Consider the following 16653-nt stretch of genomic DNA (forward strand, 5'->3'; position numbering starts at 1 on the left):
AGGACTGGGCTCAGGGCCGGGTTCAGGGCTTGCGGGCCACCCCCGCGTACACCGGCACGATGCCCTCCGCCTGGGCCACCACGTCCTCGGGCTCCGGCCGCCAGCCGGTGACCGGGATGACCCCGGGGCCCAGCAGCTCCAGCCCCTCGAAGAAACGGGAGAACTCGGCGAGGGCGCGCGGGTGGAACGGGGTGCCGTTGCGGCGGAACAAGCCGGCGGCCTTCTCGATGGCCGCCGGGTTCAGATCCGGAGTGACCTGGGACAGAATCAGGTAGCTGCCGGGAGCGAGGGCGTCGACGTACCGTTTGAGCAAACCGTGCACGTCGTCCCCGTCGACCGCGTCACCCAGATAGTGCGTCAGCGCGACCAGCGACAGCGCGACGGGCCGGGAGAAGTCCAGGGACTCGGCGGCCAGCCGCAGGATGGTGTCGGGCTCGCGAGCGTCCGCGTGCACATAATCGGTGCGGCCCTCGGCGGAGCCGCGCAGCAACGCCTGGGCGTGCCGCAGCACGATCGGGTCGTTGTCCGCGTACACGACCCTGGACTCCGGAGCCACTCGCTGGGCCACCTGGTGCAGGTTCGGCTCCGTGGGAATACCGGTACCGATGTCGAGGAACTGCCGCACCCCCGCCTCGGCCACCGCACGGGTCGCCCGCTGCATGAACCGGCGGTTGGCGCGCGCCCCGCGCACCACGGTGCCGTCCACGGCGAGGATCTTCCGCGCCAGTTCCTCGTCCACCGGGTAGTTGTCCTTGCCGCCCAGCCACCAGTCGTACACACGAGCCGGATGGGGCCGGCTGGTGTCGATGCGCGGGACTGCGGCGTCGGATCCGGTCATGCGGTGTGTGCTCCTCGGCGTGAGTCGGCTGAGTCCGCTGAATCGGCTGAGCCGGAGGGGGCTGTGTGGATCGGTCGGACGGTGCGCGGTGACGGGGCCGGATTCGGGACGCGTGATGCGGGATGCGGGATGCGGGATCAGTACGTCGCACGGCACTCCTGAAGGATCTTCCGGGTCCGTTGTACCGATGCGGCGCGCGCCGTCATGTGGTCGAGGACCTCCAGGTGCGCGGAGACCTCCTTGCGGGAGTCCAGGTACAGGGCGCCGGTCAGATACTCGGTGTAGACCATGTCCGGCAACTCCGGTTCGGCGAAACGGAACAGCGAGAACGGCGCGTACGTCCCCGGGTGCGGCCCGTTCGCGAACTCGGCGACCTGGATCGTGACGCGGTCGCGCTCGGCGTACTCCAGCAGCTTGTCCAACTGGTCCCGCATCACCTCGGCGTGCGCGCTCACCGGCCGCCGCAGCACCGTCTCATCCATGATCACCCACAGGTGCGGCGGATCCTCCCGCTCCAACAACCCCTGCCGGGCCATCCGCAGCGACACATGGCGCTCGATCGTCTCCGGCCCCGTCTGGCCGATCGTGCCCGCCTCCATCACCGCACGCGCGTACGCCTCCGTCTGCACCAGACCGGGCACGAAGTGCGGCTCGTAGCAGCGGATGACCTGGGCGGCACCCTCCAGGCTCACGTACATGCTGAACCAGTCCGGCAGCACGTCATGGAACCGCTGCCACCAGCCGGGCTGGTTCGCCTCCTCGGCCAGCGTCACGAACGCCGTGGCCTCCTCCTCGGCCACACCGTACGTCGCGAGCAGCACCTGCACGTACGGGATCTTCAGCGCGACCTCGGCCATCTCCATCCGCCGCACGGTCGCCGACGCCACCCGCAGCACCCGGGCCGCCTCGTCACGCCCCAGCCCGGCCGCCTCCCGCAGCTCCTGCAATCGCTTGCCGAGCACCACCTGGCCCACGGTGGGCGCAGCCCGCCGCTCACTCACGCCACGCCTCCCCTACGCGCCCAAGTACGCGAGCAGTGTGCCATGCGAGACGGGCTCGCACACCTGGTCGACGCCGAAAGGGACCTCACAACTCCGGTCAACCGAGCAGCGAGTGCAAGTACTTGGCCGTCGCCGGATCCGCCGGCAGGAACGTCTCGATCGCCAGCTCGGCGACCGTCACGTCCATCGGTGTGTTGAAGGTGGAGATCGAGGACACGAAGGACAGGACCCGGCCCTCGTGCTCGATCCGCATCGGCAGCGCGAAGTACGCCACCGGCTCGGCTGGTTCGTCCGCGTGCCCCGCCTCGGGCACCGGATAGGCGGCCACCTCCTCGTACAGCGCGCGCAGCGCGTCCGAGCGGTGCAGCGCGATCTGCCGCTCCATCTGGGCCAGCAGATGCCCGCGCCACTCCCTCAGGTTACGGATACGCGGCGCCAGCCCCTCCGGATGCAGAGTCAGCCGCATCGCGTTCGGCGCCGGCACCAGCAGCGACTCCGGTACGCCCTCCAGCAGCATCGCGATGCCCCGGTTGGCGGCGACGACCGTGTACGTCGCGTCGACCACCAGCGCCGGATACGGCTCATAACCCGTGATCAGCCGCTCCATTCCGTCCCTCAGCGCGTCCAACCCCGGGTCGTTCAAAGGGGTTTCGGGATAGTGCGGGGCGTAACCGGCCGCCAGCAGCAGCGCGTTGCGCTCCCGCACCGGCACGTCCAGGTGCTCGGCCAGCCGCAGCACCATCTCCTCGCTCGGCCGCGACCGGCCCGTCTCCACGAAGCTGATGTGCCGGGCGGAGGAGTCGGCACGCAGCGCCAGCTCCAGCTGACTGATCCGCCGCCGCTCCCGCCAGGCCCGCAGCAGCGGCCCAACTCCCTTGTCGGCGGGGAGCACGGCGGTCGCGGTGCCGGACACGGCAGGGGGCCCGGCCGGGGCGGTGGGACGACGCGAGGACGCAATGGTCATACGTACGACCGTAGTCGACGAGCATGCGCATGAACGACCCCCGGAAGCTGTCCTGGGAGGCCACGGCGGTGTACCGGGCCAGAGTCCGCGGCTGCCTCCTCGGCGGAGCACTCGGCGACGCCCTCGGCTACCCCGTCGAGTTCAGCTCCCTGAACGCCATCCGCGCCGCACACGGCCCGCGCGGCGTGACCGGACTCCTCCCCGACACCGACGGCGTCACCGGCCGCATCAGCGACGACACCCAGATGACCCTCTTCACCGTCGAGGGCATCCGGCAGGCCGTCGAACGCGAACGGCTCAAGGGCATCGGCGGCGGCTGGACCCACCTGCTGCGCCGCGCCTACGCACGCTGGCTGGAGACCCAGCTCGAACCCGGCCCCGGCGGCCCGTACGACGGCTCCCGCGGCGGCCTCGTCACCGAACCCTGGCTGTACGCCCGGCGCGCCCCCGGCAACGCCTGCCTGTCCGGACTCGCCCAGGACTTCGTGCCCGAGCCCTGGGCGGAACTCGGCCCGCCCGGACCCGTCAACCCCGACTCCAAGGGCTGCGGCGCCGTCATGCGCTCGGCACCCTTCGGCCTCACCCGCGCCGACGCCGGCAGCGCCTTCGGCCTCGCCGCCCGCTGCGCCCAGATGACCCACGGCCACCCCACCGGCTACTACGCGGCCGGCGCGCTCGCCGCGATCGTGTCCCACATCGTCGCCGGGGACTCCGTCGAGGGCGCCGTCCTGCGCACTCTGCGCCTGCTGGCCCGCCACCCCGGCCACGAGGAGACCACCGCCGCCCTGACCCGGGCCCTCGACCTGGCCGCCGACGGGGACGGCACCCCCGAGAAAGTGGAGAGACTCGGCGCCGGCTGGATCGCCGAGGAGGCCCTCGCCATCGGCGTCTACAGCGCCCTCGCCGCACCACGCGTCGAGGACGCCCTGCTGCTCGCCGTCAACCACTCGGGCGACAGCGACTCCACCGGCTCCGTCTGCGGGAACATCCTGGGCGCCCGATACGGCGACCACGGGCTGCCGCACGCGTGGGTGGAGCAGGTGGAGGGGCGGGACCGGATCGCGGCGCTGGCGGACGGTCTGGCGGCGGAGTGTGTACGGGGCTGACGCCGACGGTCGACTGTCGACCTCGGCGGGCGATTGTCGACGATGACGGTCGATTGTCGACGATGATTGTCTGCAATCATCGTCCACAGTCGACGATCAGCACTCCGAACTCCGACGCCACCCCGCAACACCTTCCTGACCAGCGCCCCGACGGCCCGCCTGTGGCAGGCTGAACAGGTACCCGACACCCAGGAAGGGAGCCAGGGATGGCCGTCGAACCGCTGTCGCAGAAGGAGATCGAGGACCAGCTGGCCGAACTGCCCGGCTGGGCTCTCGACGGCGACCGCCTCGCCCGCTCCTACCGGCTCGGCTCGCACTTCGCGGCGACGGCGCTGGTCGTGCACATCGCCCAGGTCCAGGACGAACTCGACCACCACTCCGACCTCACCCTCGGATACAACACGGTCTCGCTCACCGTGAACACACACAGCGCGGGCGGCGTCGTCACCGAGAAGGACTTCGCACTCGCCCGCCGGGTCGAGGAACTCGCCGCAGGTCACGAAGCACACTGAGCCACGTGCTCGACTACGAGAAAGAAGCCGACGCCTACGACGCGACGCGCGGCGGCGAGGCCCGTGCCGCCGAGGCCGCCGAGGCCGTCCTCGGGCTGATACCCGACGGCGCCCGCCGCCTCCTCGACGTCGCCTGCGGCACGGGCCTGGTCACCCGCCGGCTGGCCGCGGCCCGGCCCGGCATGCGGGTCACCGGCGCGGACCTGGCCCAGGGCATGACCCGGATGGCCGCCGCCCGGCTGCCCGGCGCGGTGGTCCGGGCCGACAGCCGCCGGCTGCCCTTCCCCGACCGCACCTTCGACGCCGTGACCAGCGTGTGGCTGCTGCACCTGCTGGATCACCCCGCCGACGCCGACCGCGTCGTCGCGGAGTGCGCCCGCGTCCTCAGACCCGGCGGCGTCTACGTCACCACCGTCGACAAGGCGGCCGCGCACGACGTCGGCAGCGACGTCGACGCCGTCCTCGCCCCGCGCCCGCGCCGCCCCGCCCGGGACGCCGCCGGCGCGGTCGCCGAGAATGCCGCCCGGCACGGTCTGCGCCCAGCCGGACAGACGTCCTTCCGCGGCCTCGGACAGGGCCGCAGCCCCCGCGGCACCATCGCCGACCTGCGCCGCGGCTGGTTCACGGTACTGCCGCCCGGCGATCCGTTGACCGAACGGTTCGCCGAGCGGCTGGCGGCCCTCCCGGACCAGGACCGGCCCCGGGCCGACCCCTGTTTCAGCGTGCGCTCGTTCCGGAAGCCTCCGGCCGGGTGAACTCCATGATCCAGTTGGTCACCCAGGTCTCCCCGCCGTCCACCGAGAAGGCCTGCTCCCAGCGGGCGGCGGCGGGGGAGGTGCCCGACCACACGAACCGCACCCGCACGTCCTTCCCGTCGTGCGTGTCGTCTCCGTGGAACTCGCCCCGGCCGTCCGCGAACCGGCCGACGACCGGCGGGAACAGCTTCCCGCTGCGGCTGGATGACCAGTTCAGCGACCACTGACGGCTCTCCTGGTCGAACAGCCGCAGGGTCAGTCCCTTGGAGCCCAGGTGCGGCATGTCGATCTCGTCGATGTTGGCGGCCCCGCCGAACAGGGGCCAGCAGCGGCTCGTCGCCCGGAACTCCTCCCAGCCGCTGTCCGGATCGAGGAAGTCCGTGCGGCGGCGATGGAGGACGGTCCATTCGCCGTGGAAGAAGTCGAAGTCGTGCGGGCTGCTCATGAGCGGTCTCCTGTAGTTCCTTGGGGCAGGGTGTCGGCCAGATAGGCGGCCAGGTCCGGGTGCTCGGGTGCGAGCATGTGGCGCACCCACGCGTCGCGTTCGTGCAGGATGGGCGGCAGTTCCCAGACGCAGCCGATCCACGGCATGCCGGGCCGGACGAAGTGCGTCGGGTCGTCGTCGGGACAGCCGAGCACCGGCTGGCCGGCCGCCGCGCCGCCGAAGTGCAGCACGTTGTCCCACACCCAGCTGTACGCGTTCAGATAGGCGCCGTCGTCCCCTCCCCGGTGGAGGACGACGAACGTCGCCGGCGGCGTACCGTCCGGCTCGGGCAGCAGCTCCGGCAGGATCGCGTACGCCGCCTTCTCCACCTCGGGCGCGATGCCCGCCGGGTCGGCGGTGACGTGGTAGCGCTTGACGCGCCGCCCGGCCACCTCGACCGGCGGCGGCACGGTCAGCAGTTTCTCCGTGAAGGCCATAACCGGACGCTAGGACGGCTTCACTGACATCCTGTGTCAGTGAAGTCCAGCCGCCTCGTCTCGATCGTCCTGCTGCTCCAGACCCGCGGCCGGATGACCGCCGCCCAGCTCGCCGCGGAACTGGAGGTGTCGGTGCGCACGGTCTACCGGGACGTCGAGGCGCTCAGCGCGGCGGGCGTCCCGCTGTACGGGGACGCGGGCCACGCCGGCGGGTACCGTCTCCTCGACGGCTACCGCACCCGCCTCACCGGCCTGACCACCGGTGAGACCGAGGCACTCTTCCTCGCCGGGGCGCCCGGCCCCGCCGCCGAACTCGGCCTCGGACCGGTCCTGGCCGCCGCCCAGCTCAAGGTCCGCGCCGCCCTGCCGCCGGAACTGCGCGTCCACGCCGACCGGATCAGCGGCCGCTTCCACCTCGACACGCCCGGCTGGTACGCGGACGCCGACCCGGCGCCGTACCTGTCGATGGTGGCCGACGCCGTATGGAACAATCGCATACTGGATGTCGTATACCGACGTTGGCGGGAACCCACCGACGTGCAGCGCCGCCTGGAGCCGTACGGACTCGTCCTCAAGGCGGGCCGCTGGTACGTCGTCGCCGGCCCCGGCCCGCGCACCTACCGCGTCGACCAGATCCTCCGGCTCACCGCCCGTGACGAGGAGTTCACCCGCCCCGACGACTTCGACCTGGCCGCGTACTGGACGGCGTACCAGCGCGACTTCCACGACCGCCTGCACCGGGCCGAGGCCCTCATCCGGCTCGCTCCCGGCGCCCGGCTCACCGGACCCGGCGCGGCGGCGGTCGCCGCGGGCGGACGTACGGACGAGTCCGGCTGGACGCTGGCCACCGTCCCCATCGAGTCCGTCGAACACGCCCACGGGGAGTTTCTGCGCCTGGGCACGGACATCGAGGTGCTCGAACCCGCCGAACTGCGCGAGCGGATCGCCCGGACGGCGGCCGAGCTGGCCGAGCGGTACGGCAACTCCCGGGCGCACGGCGGCGACTGAGAAGCGAACCCGTCCCTCTCCGCAGGAGGTTCGTCTCATGCAGCACCCGCACCCCCGTACACGGCACCGGCAGCGTGGCCGCCGTGCCGTCCTCGCCGCCGTGGTGGCCGCGGCGTCACTGATCGGCGCCGGACTGACCGCCCTCACCCCGGGCAGCGCCGAGGCCGCCACCGCCCGGCAGGTCGAGAAGCTGGACCGCGGCCTGGTCAGCGTCCACACCGACAGCGGCAACCTGATCAGCTGGCGCTGGCTCGGCACCGACCCGGACACCATCTCCTTCAACGTCTACCGGGCCGGCACGAAGGTCAACTCCAGCCCGGTCACGGGCTCCACGAACTACTTCCACTCCGGCGCCCCCGCCTCCGCCGACTACACGGTCCGCGCCATCGTGAACGGCGTGGAGCAGGCCGACTCCGAGCACGCCCTCCAACTCCGCACCGGCTACAAGGACGTACCCATCACCCCGCCCGCCGGCGGCACCACACCGGACGGCGTCGCCTACACCTACGAGGCCAACGACGCCTCCGTCGGCGACCTCGACGGTGACGGGCAGCTGGACCTGGTCCTGAAGTGGCAGCCGACCAACGCCAAGGACAACTCGCAGTCCGGATACACCGGCGACACCGTCCTCGACGGCATCAAGCTCGACGGCACCCGCCTGTGGCGCATCGACCTGGGCCGCAACATCCGCTCCGGCGCCCACTACACGCAGTTCCAGGTGTACGACTACGACGGCGACGGCAAGGCGGAGGTCGCCATGAAGACCGCCGACGGCACCGTCGACGGGACCGGCACCGTCATCGGCAGCGCGGCGGCCGACTACCGCAACTCCAGCGGATACGTCCTCTCCGGCCCCGAGTACCTGACCATGTTCAACGGGCAGAGCGGCAAGGCGATGCAGACCGTAGACTACGTCCCCGCACGCGGCACGGTCTCCTCCTGGGGCGACTCCTACGGCAACCGCGTCGACCGCTTCCTGGCGGGCACCGCCTACCTGGACGGCTCCCGCCCCTCCCTCATCATGGCCCGCGGCTACTACACCCGGACCGTGATCGCGGCCTGGGACTGGCGGGGCGGCACCTTCACCCGTCGCTGGACCTTCGACACCAACTCCTCCACCAACAGCGGCAAGGGCTACGACGGACAGGGCAACCACCAGCTGTCCGTCGCGGACGTCGACGGCGACGGCAAGGACGAGATCGTCTACGGGGCGATGGCCGTCGACGACAACGGCTACGGTCTGTGGACGACGAAGAACGGCCACGGCGACGCCATGCACGTCGGCGACCTCGACCCGTCCCGGCCCGGCCTGGAGGAGTTCAAGGTCGACGAGGACTCCTCGAAGCCGGCGTCCTGGATGGCGGACGCGAAGACCGGACAGATCCTGTGGTCGACGGCGGCGAACGGCGACAACGGCAGGGGCGTCTCGGGAGACGTCTGGGCGGGCAGCCCCGGCGCCGAGTCCTGGTCGTCCCACGCCGACGGGGTGCGCAACCCGCAGGGCACGGTGGTGACGAGCCGCAAACCGGGCAGCACCAACTTCCTGAGCTGGTGGGACGGTGACACCGTCCGTGAACTCCTCGACGACACCCACATCGACAAGTACGGCACCTCGTCCGACACCCGGCTGCTGACCGGATCCGGCGTCCACTCCAACAACAGCACCAAGGCGACCCCGTCCCTGTCCGGGGACATCCTCGGTGACTGGCGCGAGGAGGTCGTCTGGCCCACCACCGACAACACGGCGCTGCGTATCTACTCCACGCCGTACGAGACCGGCACGCGCATCACGACGCTGCTGCACGACACCCAGTACCGCACGGCACTCGCATGGCAGAACACCGCATACAATCAACCGCCCCACCCGAGCTTCTTCATAGGCGACGGGATGGCGACGGCACCGAGGCCTATCGTCTACACCCCCTGAGCTGCATTGATGCCCTCTTGGCTGTTCAGGTAGAGGCGGCCTTCCAGCGCTCTGGAACGGCCGCCTCACCTATGATCAATCAGCGTTGGGGAGAATCTGGGGAGATCCACTTGGAGAGCCATCTTCGGGGGCCTCATCCGTCTCGGCCAACTCCCCGGCCATGAACCGTCCCAGAGCGGCCCGGCCGCGGCTGCCGGACTTCGGCATGAAGTGGACGTAAGTCCTGAGCGTGAACGCCGGGTCACTGTGCCCGAGCCACGCAGCCAGCTGAGTGATGGTCTCACCCTCGGCCAGGACGACGCTAGCGAAGGTATGGCGCAGCACGTGGAAGCCGAACTCTCGAGGCATGTTCCACTTCTCCTTGCGCCACGGGTTCTTCCCCCGCTTCGGCTCGACGAGGGTGACCTCCGGCGGTGAGATGAGCCCAGCTTCCAGCAACGCCGGCTTCCAATGCCGGTCGTTGAATGAGTCCCGGATGATGACTCCGCCGTGAAGGCCGTTCGTGAACTGCGTCGTCACGAGGAGACGCACGGTCCTCCGGGGGCGGTCCTCCCACGCGAGGTTGGGCCTGTCCGGGTCCACCCAGGGCAGCGTCACGTCCAGGGTCGGGAATCGGTTGGCGTGCTCCTTGATGGCCTCAGCCAGCTCGGGGGGGCACGGGGCGATGCGCTCCTTGTTCCCCTTCGGAGGGGCGAACCCGAACCGCCCGTTCACCTTGATGACCTGCCGGACGACGCTGATGTCCTCGCCATTGATGTCATCCGGGGAGAAGCCGAAGGCCTCGCCCTGCCTGAGCCCTGACCCCACGGCGAGGTCGGCGAGGATGCGGTAGCGCTCTGGCAGGGCCAGCCGCACCGAACGCACAGTCTCCTGCGTCCACGCCAGCGCCTTCGACTTGGGCAGGCGCGGAGCCTTAAGGTCTTCGTCGCGGAAGGGGTTCGCGGGGATGCGCTTGGCCTTGTACGCCGCCTGCATGATCGTTGAGAAGTGGGCCCACGTGACGACGAGGGTGCTGGCGTCGATGTTCCGCTCGGCGCGCGTCTGCCAGGAGCGGACCTCTTCAAAGCCGATCCGGTTCAGGGGGAGACTGCCGATGTGCGGAAGAATGTGATTGAACACCTTCGACTTCACGGAGGCCTTCGTGGTCGGCGGATACCGCGTGGTGGGCCACCAGTGGTTGCGCACGTAGTCGTCGAGCGTGATGGAGCCATCCCGCGGGTCGTAGAACTCTCCCCGGCCGCTGTCCGTCTGCGCCTTCGCCAGCCACGCCTTCGCCGCGGCGAGCTGCTTGTCAGGGAAGGATCTCGCGCGCACGCCGGGGATGCCGGCGACCTTGTACCGCTTGCCCTGGCCGTGACGCTCAGTCGGCACGTTGCGCTTGCCGTCGGGGCCCTTCTTGTACCAGCGGTCTTCGATGTAGCCCGCCATCGACGCCCCCGTTCGTTCAGACCTTGCTCATGCTCTCCGGGCCATTGTCGACGATCTCACCGCCGTACAGCTGGAACCAGCGTCCGCTCGCAAGGAACTTCCTGGTGGCCCGGTTCATGGCCACGGCGAACTCCTCGGTGGTCAGGCCAGGGTCGATGAAGACCAGTACGAGGCCCTTGACTTCGCCAACGACTGCGACGTCCTCCTCTTCCCGCTGGAGCAGGTATTTGATCCGCAGGGGCGCCTTGGGGGTGGCGCGGGAGATGATCTCATCACCCCACAGCTGAAACCAGTTGAGGTTCGCCAGCAGCTTGTCGATCTCTATGTTGAGCTGCTGGATCACGACTGCGAGGGGCTCGTTCTCGTCGAGAAGGACCCGGATCCTGCCGCGGTCTTCGTCTATCCGTGCAAGTCTTCCTGGCTGGAGGTCTTTGACGGCTTCGTAGGTGACGTGCAGCATGAACCCTCCCCGCATTGCAACGGTGCACATGTAGCCAGAACGGCCGGATGTACACGGTTGGTGAAGAGTACGTCTACCGAAAGTCGTCAACAAGCGGTTGCGGAAAAGTCTACTTACGGACATTTGCGGTTGGAGGCGGGAGGCGGTTGACGGCCGCTCTACTCGTCGAGCTCGCGAATCGCGCGCTCTTCCGCCTCGATCATTCGTAGCCAGCGGCGGACATCGGTAGGCGACTTCCCGGCGAGGTGGGCAACGATGAGCTTCACGTCCTCGCCGTAACCCGCAAACTCCGTTGCCTCGAACTGCAGCCACTGCTTGGCTGCGGCTTCCTGGATGCGCCGGTACGGCTTGTTCAACGCGGCGGCGAGGGCCCGCATCTGCCTGGGGTCGGGTGGGCTGGCGGGCGGGTTCTTGACGAGCTTCTGGAAGTACTGCCACGAGATGGGCTCACCGGTCTCTGGATCGACTGCCCGCTCGCCCAGGCGCCGAAGGGAGGTGCCGGCGTCGAGTGCGTCCTGGACGAGCTGGGACAGCGCGCCCAAGGGAGTGGTGGGCGCGGTCGAGCCAGCGTCGGAGGTGGGGGCCGCCGCCGTCATGTCCTCGTCCTCTCGCGTCACTCTGTCACCGACTGTCTCTGTTGGTGGGCCGGGATGCCGGAAAAATAGCAGGCCAGTCCGTACAACCATCCCGGTTTGGAGACGGATCGTCTACAGATCAATGTTATCCCGCCATGATCTTTGCCGATACTCAGCACCCGGGCGACCCAATCTGTAGACAGAGTGACTCCACCGTGCTTACATGGAGCCAGTCAAGGCCACTCCGTACCACTGGAGATCCATTGAGCCGTCGCTACGCCCTGCGCAACCCAGAAATCCTCAGATGGGTCATGGATCACCCCGGCCGAGGCGTCCCCTACTCGGTGCGAAGTCTCGCCGAAGCGGCCGGATGCAGCCCCGCCCTCATAGGGGGTTTGCTTACCGGCCGCCAAAAGACCGCAGACCTGCAAGACGCCCACGCCATCGCGGAGGCCGGCGGTGTCGCCGTCCTGGTCCTTTTCGCGCCTCCAGCGACACCAAAACAGGTCACCCCCACTACAGACCCCACTCAAAAGGAGTGAATCAGTGCCCCGGACCCCCACGTTCAACCAGCCGCCCCCGCCCGGACACGTCTGGGCCGACGAAGCCTCCCGGCTCACGGGTCGCTCCATCGAACAGCTCTACAAGGACCGTCAAGAGCAGAAGCGCAGCGGCCACAGCCACGGCCCGCGATCCGTGACGATCGGCGCGCGCAAGGCCGCCTGGCGCATCGCGGACATCGAGAACTGGCTCTTGAGCCAGACCGGGCCGGCGCCGGACGACGAGGTCATCTACGACTCCCGGTCCCCCGAGCCGGCCCGCGCCGCCGCCTGACGGCAGCAAAGAGGCCGCCCCCGCTGCAGACGGGAACGGCCAGATCCACCCACACCATCCGTGAAGAGAAGGGCAGACCTATGCCTACATCATCTCAGACCACTGCGCAGCCGGTGATCGCCACGGTGCGCGAGATTCGCCACGAGGTCCGCATCGACCTCACAGACGCTCCCGCACTGACGAACATCATCGGCAGGACGAGGAAGCCGGTCGGCCTCCGTATCACCTACGGCCTGCGCAGGGACATCGCCCATGTCGACATCACCGTCGAGTACGGCAACGCCGCCGAGCTGTGGCCGCCGGTCGCGGAGATGCCGGACTGGCTGAACCAGATCGTCGCTGACCACATGCCGCGCGACGTCGACGCTCCGGAGGACTTCCGGCCCACCGGAATGGCCGGCTGGTCCATCGACGCAACGGCGAGGGGCGGTGCCCGATGACCGACCTGCCCCCGGAGCTGATCGCCGACATCGAGGAGGCCCTCCTCGGCGACTGGGACGACGACGTGATGGCGATCGTCCGCCAGCCGTACACCGTCGGCGCCCTGGCCGCCTACGCCTGGCGTGACGGCGGCGCCCACATCCCCACCGACACCGAGAACGGGGGCGCCTCCAATGCCTGAGATCACCCCCGACCTGTCCGACAAGTCCCGCTGCATCTCCGTCCACTGGAACCTGCCCGTGCAGTGCGTCTTGCCGCGCTCTCACCGCGAGAACTGGCATGAGGCCTGGCACCCGCAGACCGGCAACCGTCTCCGCTACCGGCGCTCGGGCGTGTACCGCACCGAGGAGCTGCACCACGGCGAGTGGCACGACTTGGAGATCCCCCCGCCGGGCGGATTCTGCAACGACCAGTTCGTCAGCACCATCGGCGACTCCCCGACCGTCCGCTGCACCGAGCGGTACGGCCACGGCTGGAACCACCGCGCGGTCGTCGACGGCTGCACCTACTCGTGGAACACGCCGATCCCGAAGGGCCTCACGGTCGACCAGCTCGCCCAGGACGTGAGGCAGCTGCGCGGGATGCTCGTCGCCGCCCACTCCCGGATCGGGGAGCTGGAGCGCGCGTTGGCGGCGGCTGGCCGGTCGTTGTCGTCCTTCATCTTCGACTCGGACGACCCGGGCGCCGACGCCTTGGGTGCCCAGTGGCTGTACCACCAGGCAATGCCGCACGCAAACGACCCGTTCGCTCAGCCGCGCGCCTTCCGCTCCAGCGTCTTCTCCGAGGCGGCGAAGGTAGTCGAGGAGATGGACATCCGCCCGGCGGACGAGCGTGCCGAACACTCGCAGTCCTACCGCGACGGCTACTCGGACGCCCTTGAGGACGCGGCCGAGACCTTGGAGAAGCTCGCCGACCAGACGGCCGAGGGATCCGAGGTGGCCCGATGACCGTCGACCTGTCCCGCCTGGACGTGCCGCTGTCGGTCGTGCAGGACGACGTCCGTCTCCAGGCCCTGCTCGCCGACCCGCCGTCCGGGCACACCGAGGTGCCGCAGCCGGCCGACTGGTACGAGCGGGTCTTCGACCTCCTCGCCTGCACCCACCCCAACACCTGCAAGTGCCCGCCCGAGGAGGCGTGATGGTGACCTTGTCCGTGACCCGCTCCCGTGTCGCCGACGTCCTGAACGCCGCCGCTGACGGCTTCGATGAGGAGCCGTGGGAGCCGTACCTGAACCCGCTGCTGACAGCGATCGACCGGGCCGCCGGCTACACGCCGGGCAGCGGCACCCCGGACGCCGAAGCCGCCACCCTCGCCGCCTGGGAGCTGCTGGCCGCGCACCTCGGTGGCTGGCCCGGCGACTGGGAGCGGAAGCCCGAGAGGCAGCAGGACGAGATCCAGGCCGCACTCCGCGGCGCCGCCGGAAAGGCGGTGGCCTCGTGACCGCCTCCGACCCGCAGGACGTGATCGGCCGCCTTCAGCAGCGGATCACCTACCTGGAGGCCCAACTGGTCGCCGAGCAGAGGCGCAACTTCGAACTCCAGGCAGCCACCGAGACGAGCCGCAACTTCCGAGCCAGCCACGCCGCGGGACACGTCGACCTCGACCTCGACTCGGTCATCGTCCCGGTACCGCTGCACCAGTCGCCGATGGCCGAACCCGGCCCGGCCGCATGAACTCCCGGTCGCCCGGCCGGACAGGTACGGGCGACCGGTGAACAGACCAACGCGGCCTTCCTACTACGTCGGCCGCTACTGACAACCGAATCCGGCGGTGCGTCGAGTCCCCCGCTCCGCGCCGCCACCCAGGCCGCCGCCCCGCGGCAACCCCCCTGCCCGGGGCGGCGGCCATCACCTCGCACACCCATCTGGAGACCTCATGAGCCTCACGAGTCCCACCATCTCCGCCGAGACCGCACGCCACGTCCTGTGGCACTACGGCGCCGAGGGCGGCTACCAGCCCGGCAGCTTCACGCAGCGCCTCATGGAGGCCGTCGCCGCGGCAGACGTCGTGCACACCGCCCGCCTCCGCGTCGTCTACCCCGAGCTGGTCGACGCGATGGTCCTCGCCTGCACCTACCGGGACGGCATCACCCGCCTGAAGGAGGCGGCCGGCATCAAGGCGGCGCCCCTCCGCTGCACCCGCTGCCAGGGCGAGGACGGCCCGTTCACCGACGAGCAGCTGTGCGAGCCCTGCGCCCGCCCGATGCCGCTGGACGGCGTCGCGTGAGCGGGGCGCCGGTCGAGGTCGAGCCCGGCCTGTACGACATCCCCGCCGAGCTCTACCACGCCGATCCGATCCCCGGCGGCAGCCTGTCGTCGACCGGCGCCCGCCGCATCACCGACTGCCCCGCCCGCTTCAAGTACTTCCTCGACCACCCCGAGCCCTACAAGCCCGAGTTCGAGTTCGGCACCGCCGCCCACACCGTGATCCTCGGCAATGGCCCGGAGCTCGTCGTCGTCGACGAGGCCCGCTGGGACACCAACGAGACCAAGGCTCGGGTCGCCGCCATACGGGCGGCCGGCGGCGTGCCGCTCAAGCCGGAGGCCCGGCAGCGCATCGACGACATGGCCGAGGTGCTCGCCAATCACGCTGAAGCCTCCGACCTGCTCACCCCGGGCAGTGGCCTCGCCGAGCAGTCGATGTTCTGGGAAGAGGGCGGCATCTGGCTCCGCAGCCGCATCGACTGGCTCCGCCCCGACGAGATCGTCGACTACAAGTCGGCCCGGTCCGTTCACCCGGACCACCTGCAGAAAGCCGTCAACGAGTACGGCTACCACCAGCAAGACGACTTCTACCGGCGCGGTGCCATCCACCTCGGGCTCATCCCGCCGAACGGCTCGTTCAAGTTCATCTGCCAGGAGAAGCAGCCGCCCTACCTGGTGACCGTCGTCGAACTCGACTTCCCCGCCCGCGTCATCGGCGGCGAGCTCAACGACCGCGCCTTCTACACCTACGCCATGTGCCGGGAGACCGGCTACTGGCCCGCCTACAGCGAAGGCGTCACCTACCTCTCGCTCCCCAAGTGGGTGGAGCGCAAGTACGCCGAGGAGACCTCGTGACCCAGCTTCCCCCGCCCGTCCGCACCGGCCGCCCCGCCCCCCAGCAGCAGGACGCAGCCTCCGACCAGTTCGCGTTCCGGCCCGCCAGCAAGGCCGGCCGCAAGGCGCGCCTGTCCATCCAAGGCATGTCCGGTTCCGGCAAGACCTGGACCGGGCTCAGCATCGCCCAGGGTCTGTCCGAAGGCCGCAAGTTCGCGGTCATCGACACCGAGAGCGGCGCCGCCAGCCTCTACGCCGGGATCGGCGGCATCCAGTTCGACGCAGTCTCCATCGACCGCTACGACCCGCGCGACCTCGTCCGCATCCTCGACTCCGCCGCCCAGGCCGGCTACCCCACCGTGTTCGTCGACAGCCTCTCCCACTTCTGGAAGGGCACCGACGGAACCCTCGACCAGGTCGAGAAGGCCAGCAGCCGGTACGGCGGCAACAAGTTCGCCGGCTGGAAAGACGGCACCCCCATCCAGAACGACATGGTCGCCGCGATCCTCGCCTACCCCGGCCACGTCGTCTGCTCGATGCGCTCCTACACCGAGTGGGTGCTGAACGGTGGCAAGCCCGAGCGGGTCGGGATGCGTCCCGAGCAGCGGAAGGGCATCGAGTACGAGTTCGACGTCGCCGTCGCGATGGACCTGGAGAACACCCTCGAAGTCCTCAAGTCCCGCTGCCCTGACCTCCACCGCAAGGTCATCAAGCGGCCCGTCGGCGCCCGCGACATCGCCGCCCCGCTCCTCGCCTGGCTGAACAGCAAGCCCGAGCCCACCGAGCAGTAGCCAGCAAACAGCGGAGGCCGCCCGCGGGCAGTGCGGGCGGCCCCATCACCCGAC

At 69.9% G+C, this 16653-nt stretch carries 23 protein-coding genes; 15 read left to right on the forward strand and 8 right to left on the reverse strand.

Annotated features, from left to right (window positions below):
* Nucleotides 1-22: 22 nt before the first annotated feature.
* The 3 genes from ABZ915_RS17355 to ABZ915_RS17365 form a co-directional block, all read right to left on the reverse strand.
* Nucleotides 23-838: an SAM-dependent methyltransferase gene (locus ABZ915_RS17355; RefSeq protein ID WP_361802918.1), complete on the reverse strand. Its 816-nt coding sequence runs from the start codon at nucleotides 836-838 to the stop codon at nucleotides 23-25.
* Nucleotides 839-975: 137 nt separating this feature from the next.
* The gene (locus ABZ915_RS17360) at nucleotides 976-1839 is read right to left on the reverse strand and encodes a helix-turn-helix transcriptional regulator (RefSeq protein ID WP_361802921.1); all 864 of its coding nucleotides are present in this window, start codon (nucleotides 1837-1839) and stop codon (nucleotides 976-978) included.
* Nucleotides 1840-1936: 97 nt separating this feature from the next.
* Nucleotides 1937-2803 (reverse strand): helix-turn-helix transcriptional regulator, encoded by an 867-nt coding sequence (locus tag ABZ915_RS17365; RefSeq protein WP_361802923.1) that lies wholly within the window; start codon nucleotides 2801-2803, stop codon nucleotides 1937-1939.
* 29 nt (nucleotides 2804-2832) lie between these two features.
* Between ABZ915_RS17365 and ABZ915_RS17370 the strand changes: the two genes are divergently transcribed.
* From ABZ915_RS17370 to ABZ915_RS17380, 3 genes are all read left to right on the forward strand, one after another.
* Nucleotides 2833-3909, forward strand: coding sequence for an ADP-ribosylglycohydrolase family protein (locus ABZ915_RS17370; protein ID WP_361802926.1), 1077 nt, complete (start codon nucleotides 2833-2835; stop codon nucleotides 3907-3909).
* Nucleotides 3910-4115: 206 nt separating this feature from the next.
* Nucleotides 4116-4421, forward strand: a complete 306-nt coding sequence (locus ABZ915_RS17375) for a 4a-hydroxytetrahydrobiopterin dehydratase (RefSeq protein ID WP_361802929.1) — start codon at nucleotides 4116-4118, stop codon at nucleotides 4419-4421.
* A gap of 5 nt (nucleotides 4422-4426) precedes the next feature.
* Nucleotides 4427-5176: a class I SAM-dependent methyltransferase gene (locus ABZ915_RS17380; RefSeq protein ID WP_361802932.1), complete on the forward strand. Its 750-nt coding sequence runs from the start codon at nucleotides 4427-4429 to the stop codon at nucleotides 5174-5176.
* On the opposite strand, the gene ABZ915_RS17385 is transcribed toward ABZ915_RS17380, so the two are convergent.
* Both ABZ915_RS17385 and ABZ915_RS17390 read right to left on the reverse strand, forming a co-directional pair.
* Nucleotides 5139-5621 carry a hypothetical protein gene (locus tag ABZ915_RS17385; protein WP_361802935.1) on the reverse strand — a complete coding sequence of 161 codons (483 nt, stop codon included), beginning with the start codon at nucleotides 5619-5621 and terminating at the stop codon, nucleotides 5139-5141. The genes ABZ915_RS17380 and ABZ915_RS17385 overlap by 38 nt on opposite strands.
* Nucleotides 5618-6097, reverse strand: coding sequence for a hypothetical protein (locus tag ABZ915_RS17390; protein ID WP_361802938.1), 480 nt, complete (start codon nucleotides 6095-6097; stop codon nucleotides 5618-5620). Before ABZ915_RS17390 ends, ABZ915_RS17385 begins: the two co-directional genes overlap by 4 nt.
* A 39-nt stretch (nucleotides 6098-6136) precedes the next feature.
* On the opposite strand from ABZ915_RS17390, the gene ABZ915_RS17395 reads away from it, so the two are divergent.
* Entirely contained in the window at nucleotides 6137-7105 is a 969-nt protein-coding gene (locus ABZ915_RS17395; protein WP_361802941.1) for a YafY family protein, read from the forward strand.
* Between the two features lie 37 nt (nucleotides 7106-7142).
* Nucleotides 7143-9032 (forward strand): rhamnogalacturonan lyase, encoded by a 1890-nt coding sequence (locus tag ABZ915_RS17400; protein ID WP_361802944.1) that lies wholly within the window; start codon nucleotides 7143-7145, stop codon nucleotides 9030-9032.
* Nucleotides 9033-9107: 75 nt separating this feature from the next.
* Here ABZ915_RS17400 and ABZ915_RS17405 read toward each other — a convergent pair whose 3' ends face one another.
* From ABZ915_RS17405 to ABZ915_RS17415, 3 genes are all read right to left on the reverse strand, one after another.
* On the reverse strand, nucleotides 9108-10460 hold the full coding sequence (locus tag ABZ915_RS17405) for a site-specific integrase (protein WP_361802947.1): 1353 nt from the start codon (nucleotides 10458-10460) through the stop codon (nucleotides 9108-9110).
* Between the two features lie 16 nt (nucleotides 10461-10476).
* The gene (locus ABZ915_RS17410) at nucleotides 10477-10920 is read right to left on the reverse strand and encodes a hypothetical protein (protein WP_361802950.1); all 444 of its coding nucleotides are present in this window, start codon (nucleotides 10918-10920) and stop codon (nucleotides 10477-10479) included.
* Nucleotides 10921-11078: 158 nt separating this feature from the next.
* Nucleotides 11079-11516, reverse strand: coding sequence for a hypothetical protein (locus ABZ915_RS17415; protein WP_361802953.1), 438 nt, complete (start codon nucleotides 11514-11516; stop codon nucleotides 11079-11081).
* A gap of 525 nt (nucleotides 11517-12041) precedes the next feature.
* Here ABZ915_RS17415 and ABZ915_RS17420 point away from each other — a divergent pair.
* From ABZ915_RS17420 to ABZ915_RS17465, 10 genes are all read left to right on the forward strand, one after another.
* Nucleotides 12042-12329, forward strand: coding sequence for a hypothetical protein (locus ABZ915_RS17420; RefSeq protein WP_361802956.1), 288 nt, complete (start codon nucleotides 12042-12044; stop codon nucleotides 12327-12329).
* Between the two features lie 80 nt (nucleotides 12330-12409).
* Complete coding sequence (locus ABZ915_RS17425; protein ID WP_361802958.1) at nucleotides 12410-12769, forward strand: hypothetical protein; 360 nt, start codon at nucleotides 12410-12412, stop codon at nucleotides 12767-12769.
* Complete coding sequence (locus tag ABZ915_RS17430) at nucleotides 12766-12951, forward strand: hypothetical protein (protein ID WP_361802961.1); 186 nt, start codon at nucleotides 12766-12768, stop codon at nucleotides 12949-12951. The genes ABZ915_RS17425 and ABZ915_RS17430 overlap by 4 nt, the downstream gene beginning before the upstream one ends.
* Nucleotides 12944-13717 carry a hypothetical protein gene (locus ABZ915_RS17435; protein WP_361802964.1) on the forward strand — a complete coding sequence of 258 codons (774 nt, stop codon included), beginning with the start codon at nucleotides 12944-12946 and terminating at the stop codon, nucleotides 13715-13717. The genes ABZ915_RS17430 and ABZ915_RS17435 overlap by 8 nt, the downstream gene beginning before the upstream one ends.
* The gene (locus ABZ915_RS17440; protein ID WP_361802967.1) at nucleotides 13714-13908 is read left to right on the forward strand and encodes a hypothetical protein; all 195 of its coding nucleotides are present in this window, start codon (nucleotides 13714-13716) and stop codon (nucleotides 13906-13908) included. Before ABZ915_RS17435 ends, ABZ915_RS17440 begins: the two co-directional genes overlap by 4 nt.
* Nucleotides 13908-14210 (forward strand): hypothetical protein, encoded by a 303-nt coding sequence (locus tag ABZ915_RS17445; RefSeq protein WP_361802969.1) that lies wholly within the window; start codon nucleotides 13908-13910, stop codon nucleotides 14208-14210. Before ABZ915_RS17440 ends, ABZ915_RS17445 begins: the two co-directional genes overlap by 1 nt.
* On the forward strand, nucleotides 14207-14443 hold the full coding sequence (locus ABZ915_RS17450) for a hypothetical protein (protein WP_361802972.1): 237 nt from the start codon (nucleotides 14207-14209) through the stop codon (nucleotides 14441-14443). The genes ABZ915_RS17445 and ABZ915_RS17450 overlap by 4 nt, the downstream gene beginning before the upstream one ends.
* Nucleotides 14444-14645: 202 nt before the next feature.
* A complete protein-coding gene (locus ABZ915_RS17455) occupies nucleotides 14646-14996 on the forward strand; it encodes a hypothetical protein (RefSeq protein WP_361802975.1) in 351 nt (116 codons plus the stop codon).
* Complete coding sequence (locus ABZ915_RS17460; protein WP_361802978.1) at nucleotides 14993-15829, forward strand: PD-(D/E)XK nuclease-like domain-containing protein; 837 nt, start codon at nucleotides 14993-14995, stop codon at nucleotides 15827-15829. The genes ABZ915_RS17455 and ABZ915_RS17460 overlap by 4 nt, the downstream gene beginning before the upstream one ends.
* Complete coding sequence (locus ABZ915_RS17465; protein ID WP_361802981.1) at nucleotides 15826-16599, forward strand: ATP-binding protein; 774 nt, start codon at nucleotides 15826-15828, stop codon at nucleotides 16597-16599. Before ABZ915_RS17460 ends, ABZ915_RS17465 begins: the two co-directional genes overlap by 4 nt.
* Nucleotides 16600-16653 lie beyond the last annotated feature (54 nt).

Origin of the sequence: Streptomyces sp. NPDC046915, assembly GCF_040644935.1 — a bacterium.
GTDB lineage: Bacteria > Actinomycetota > Actinomycetes > Streptomycetales > Streptomycetaceae > Streptomyces.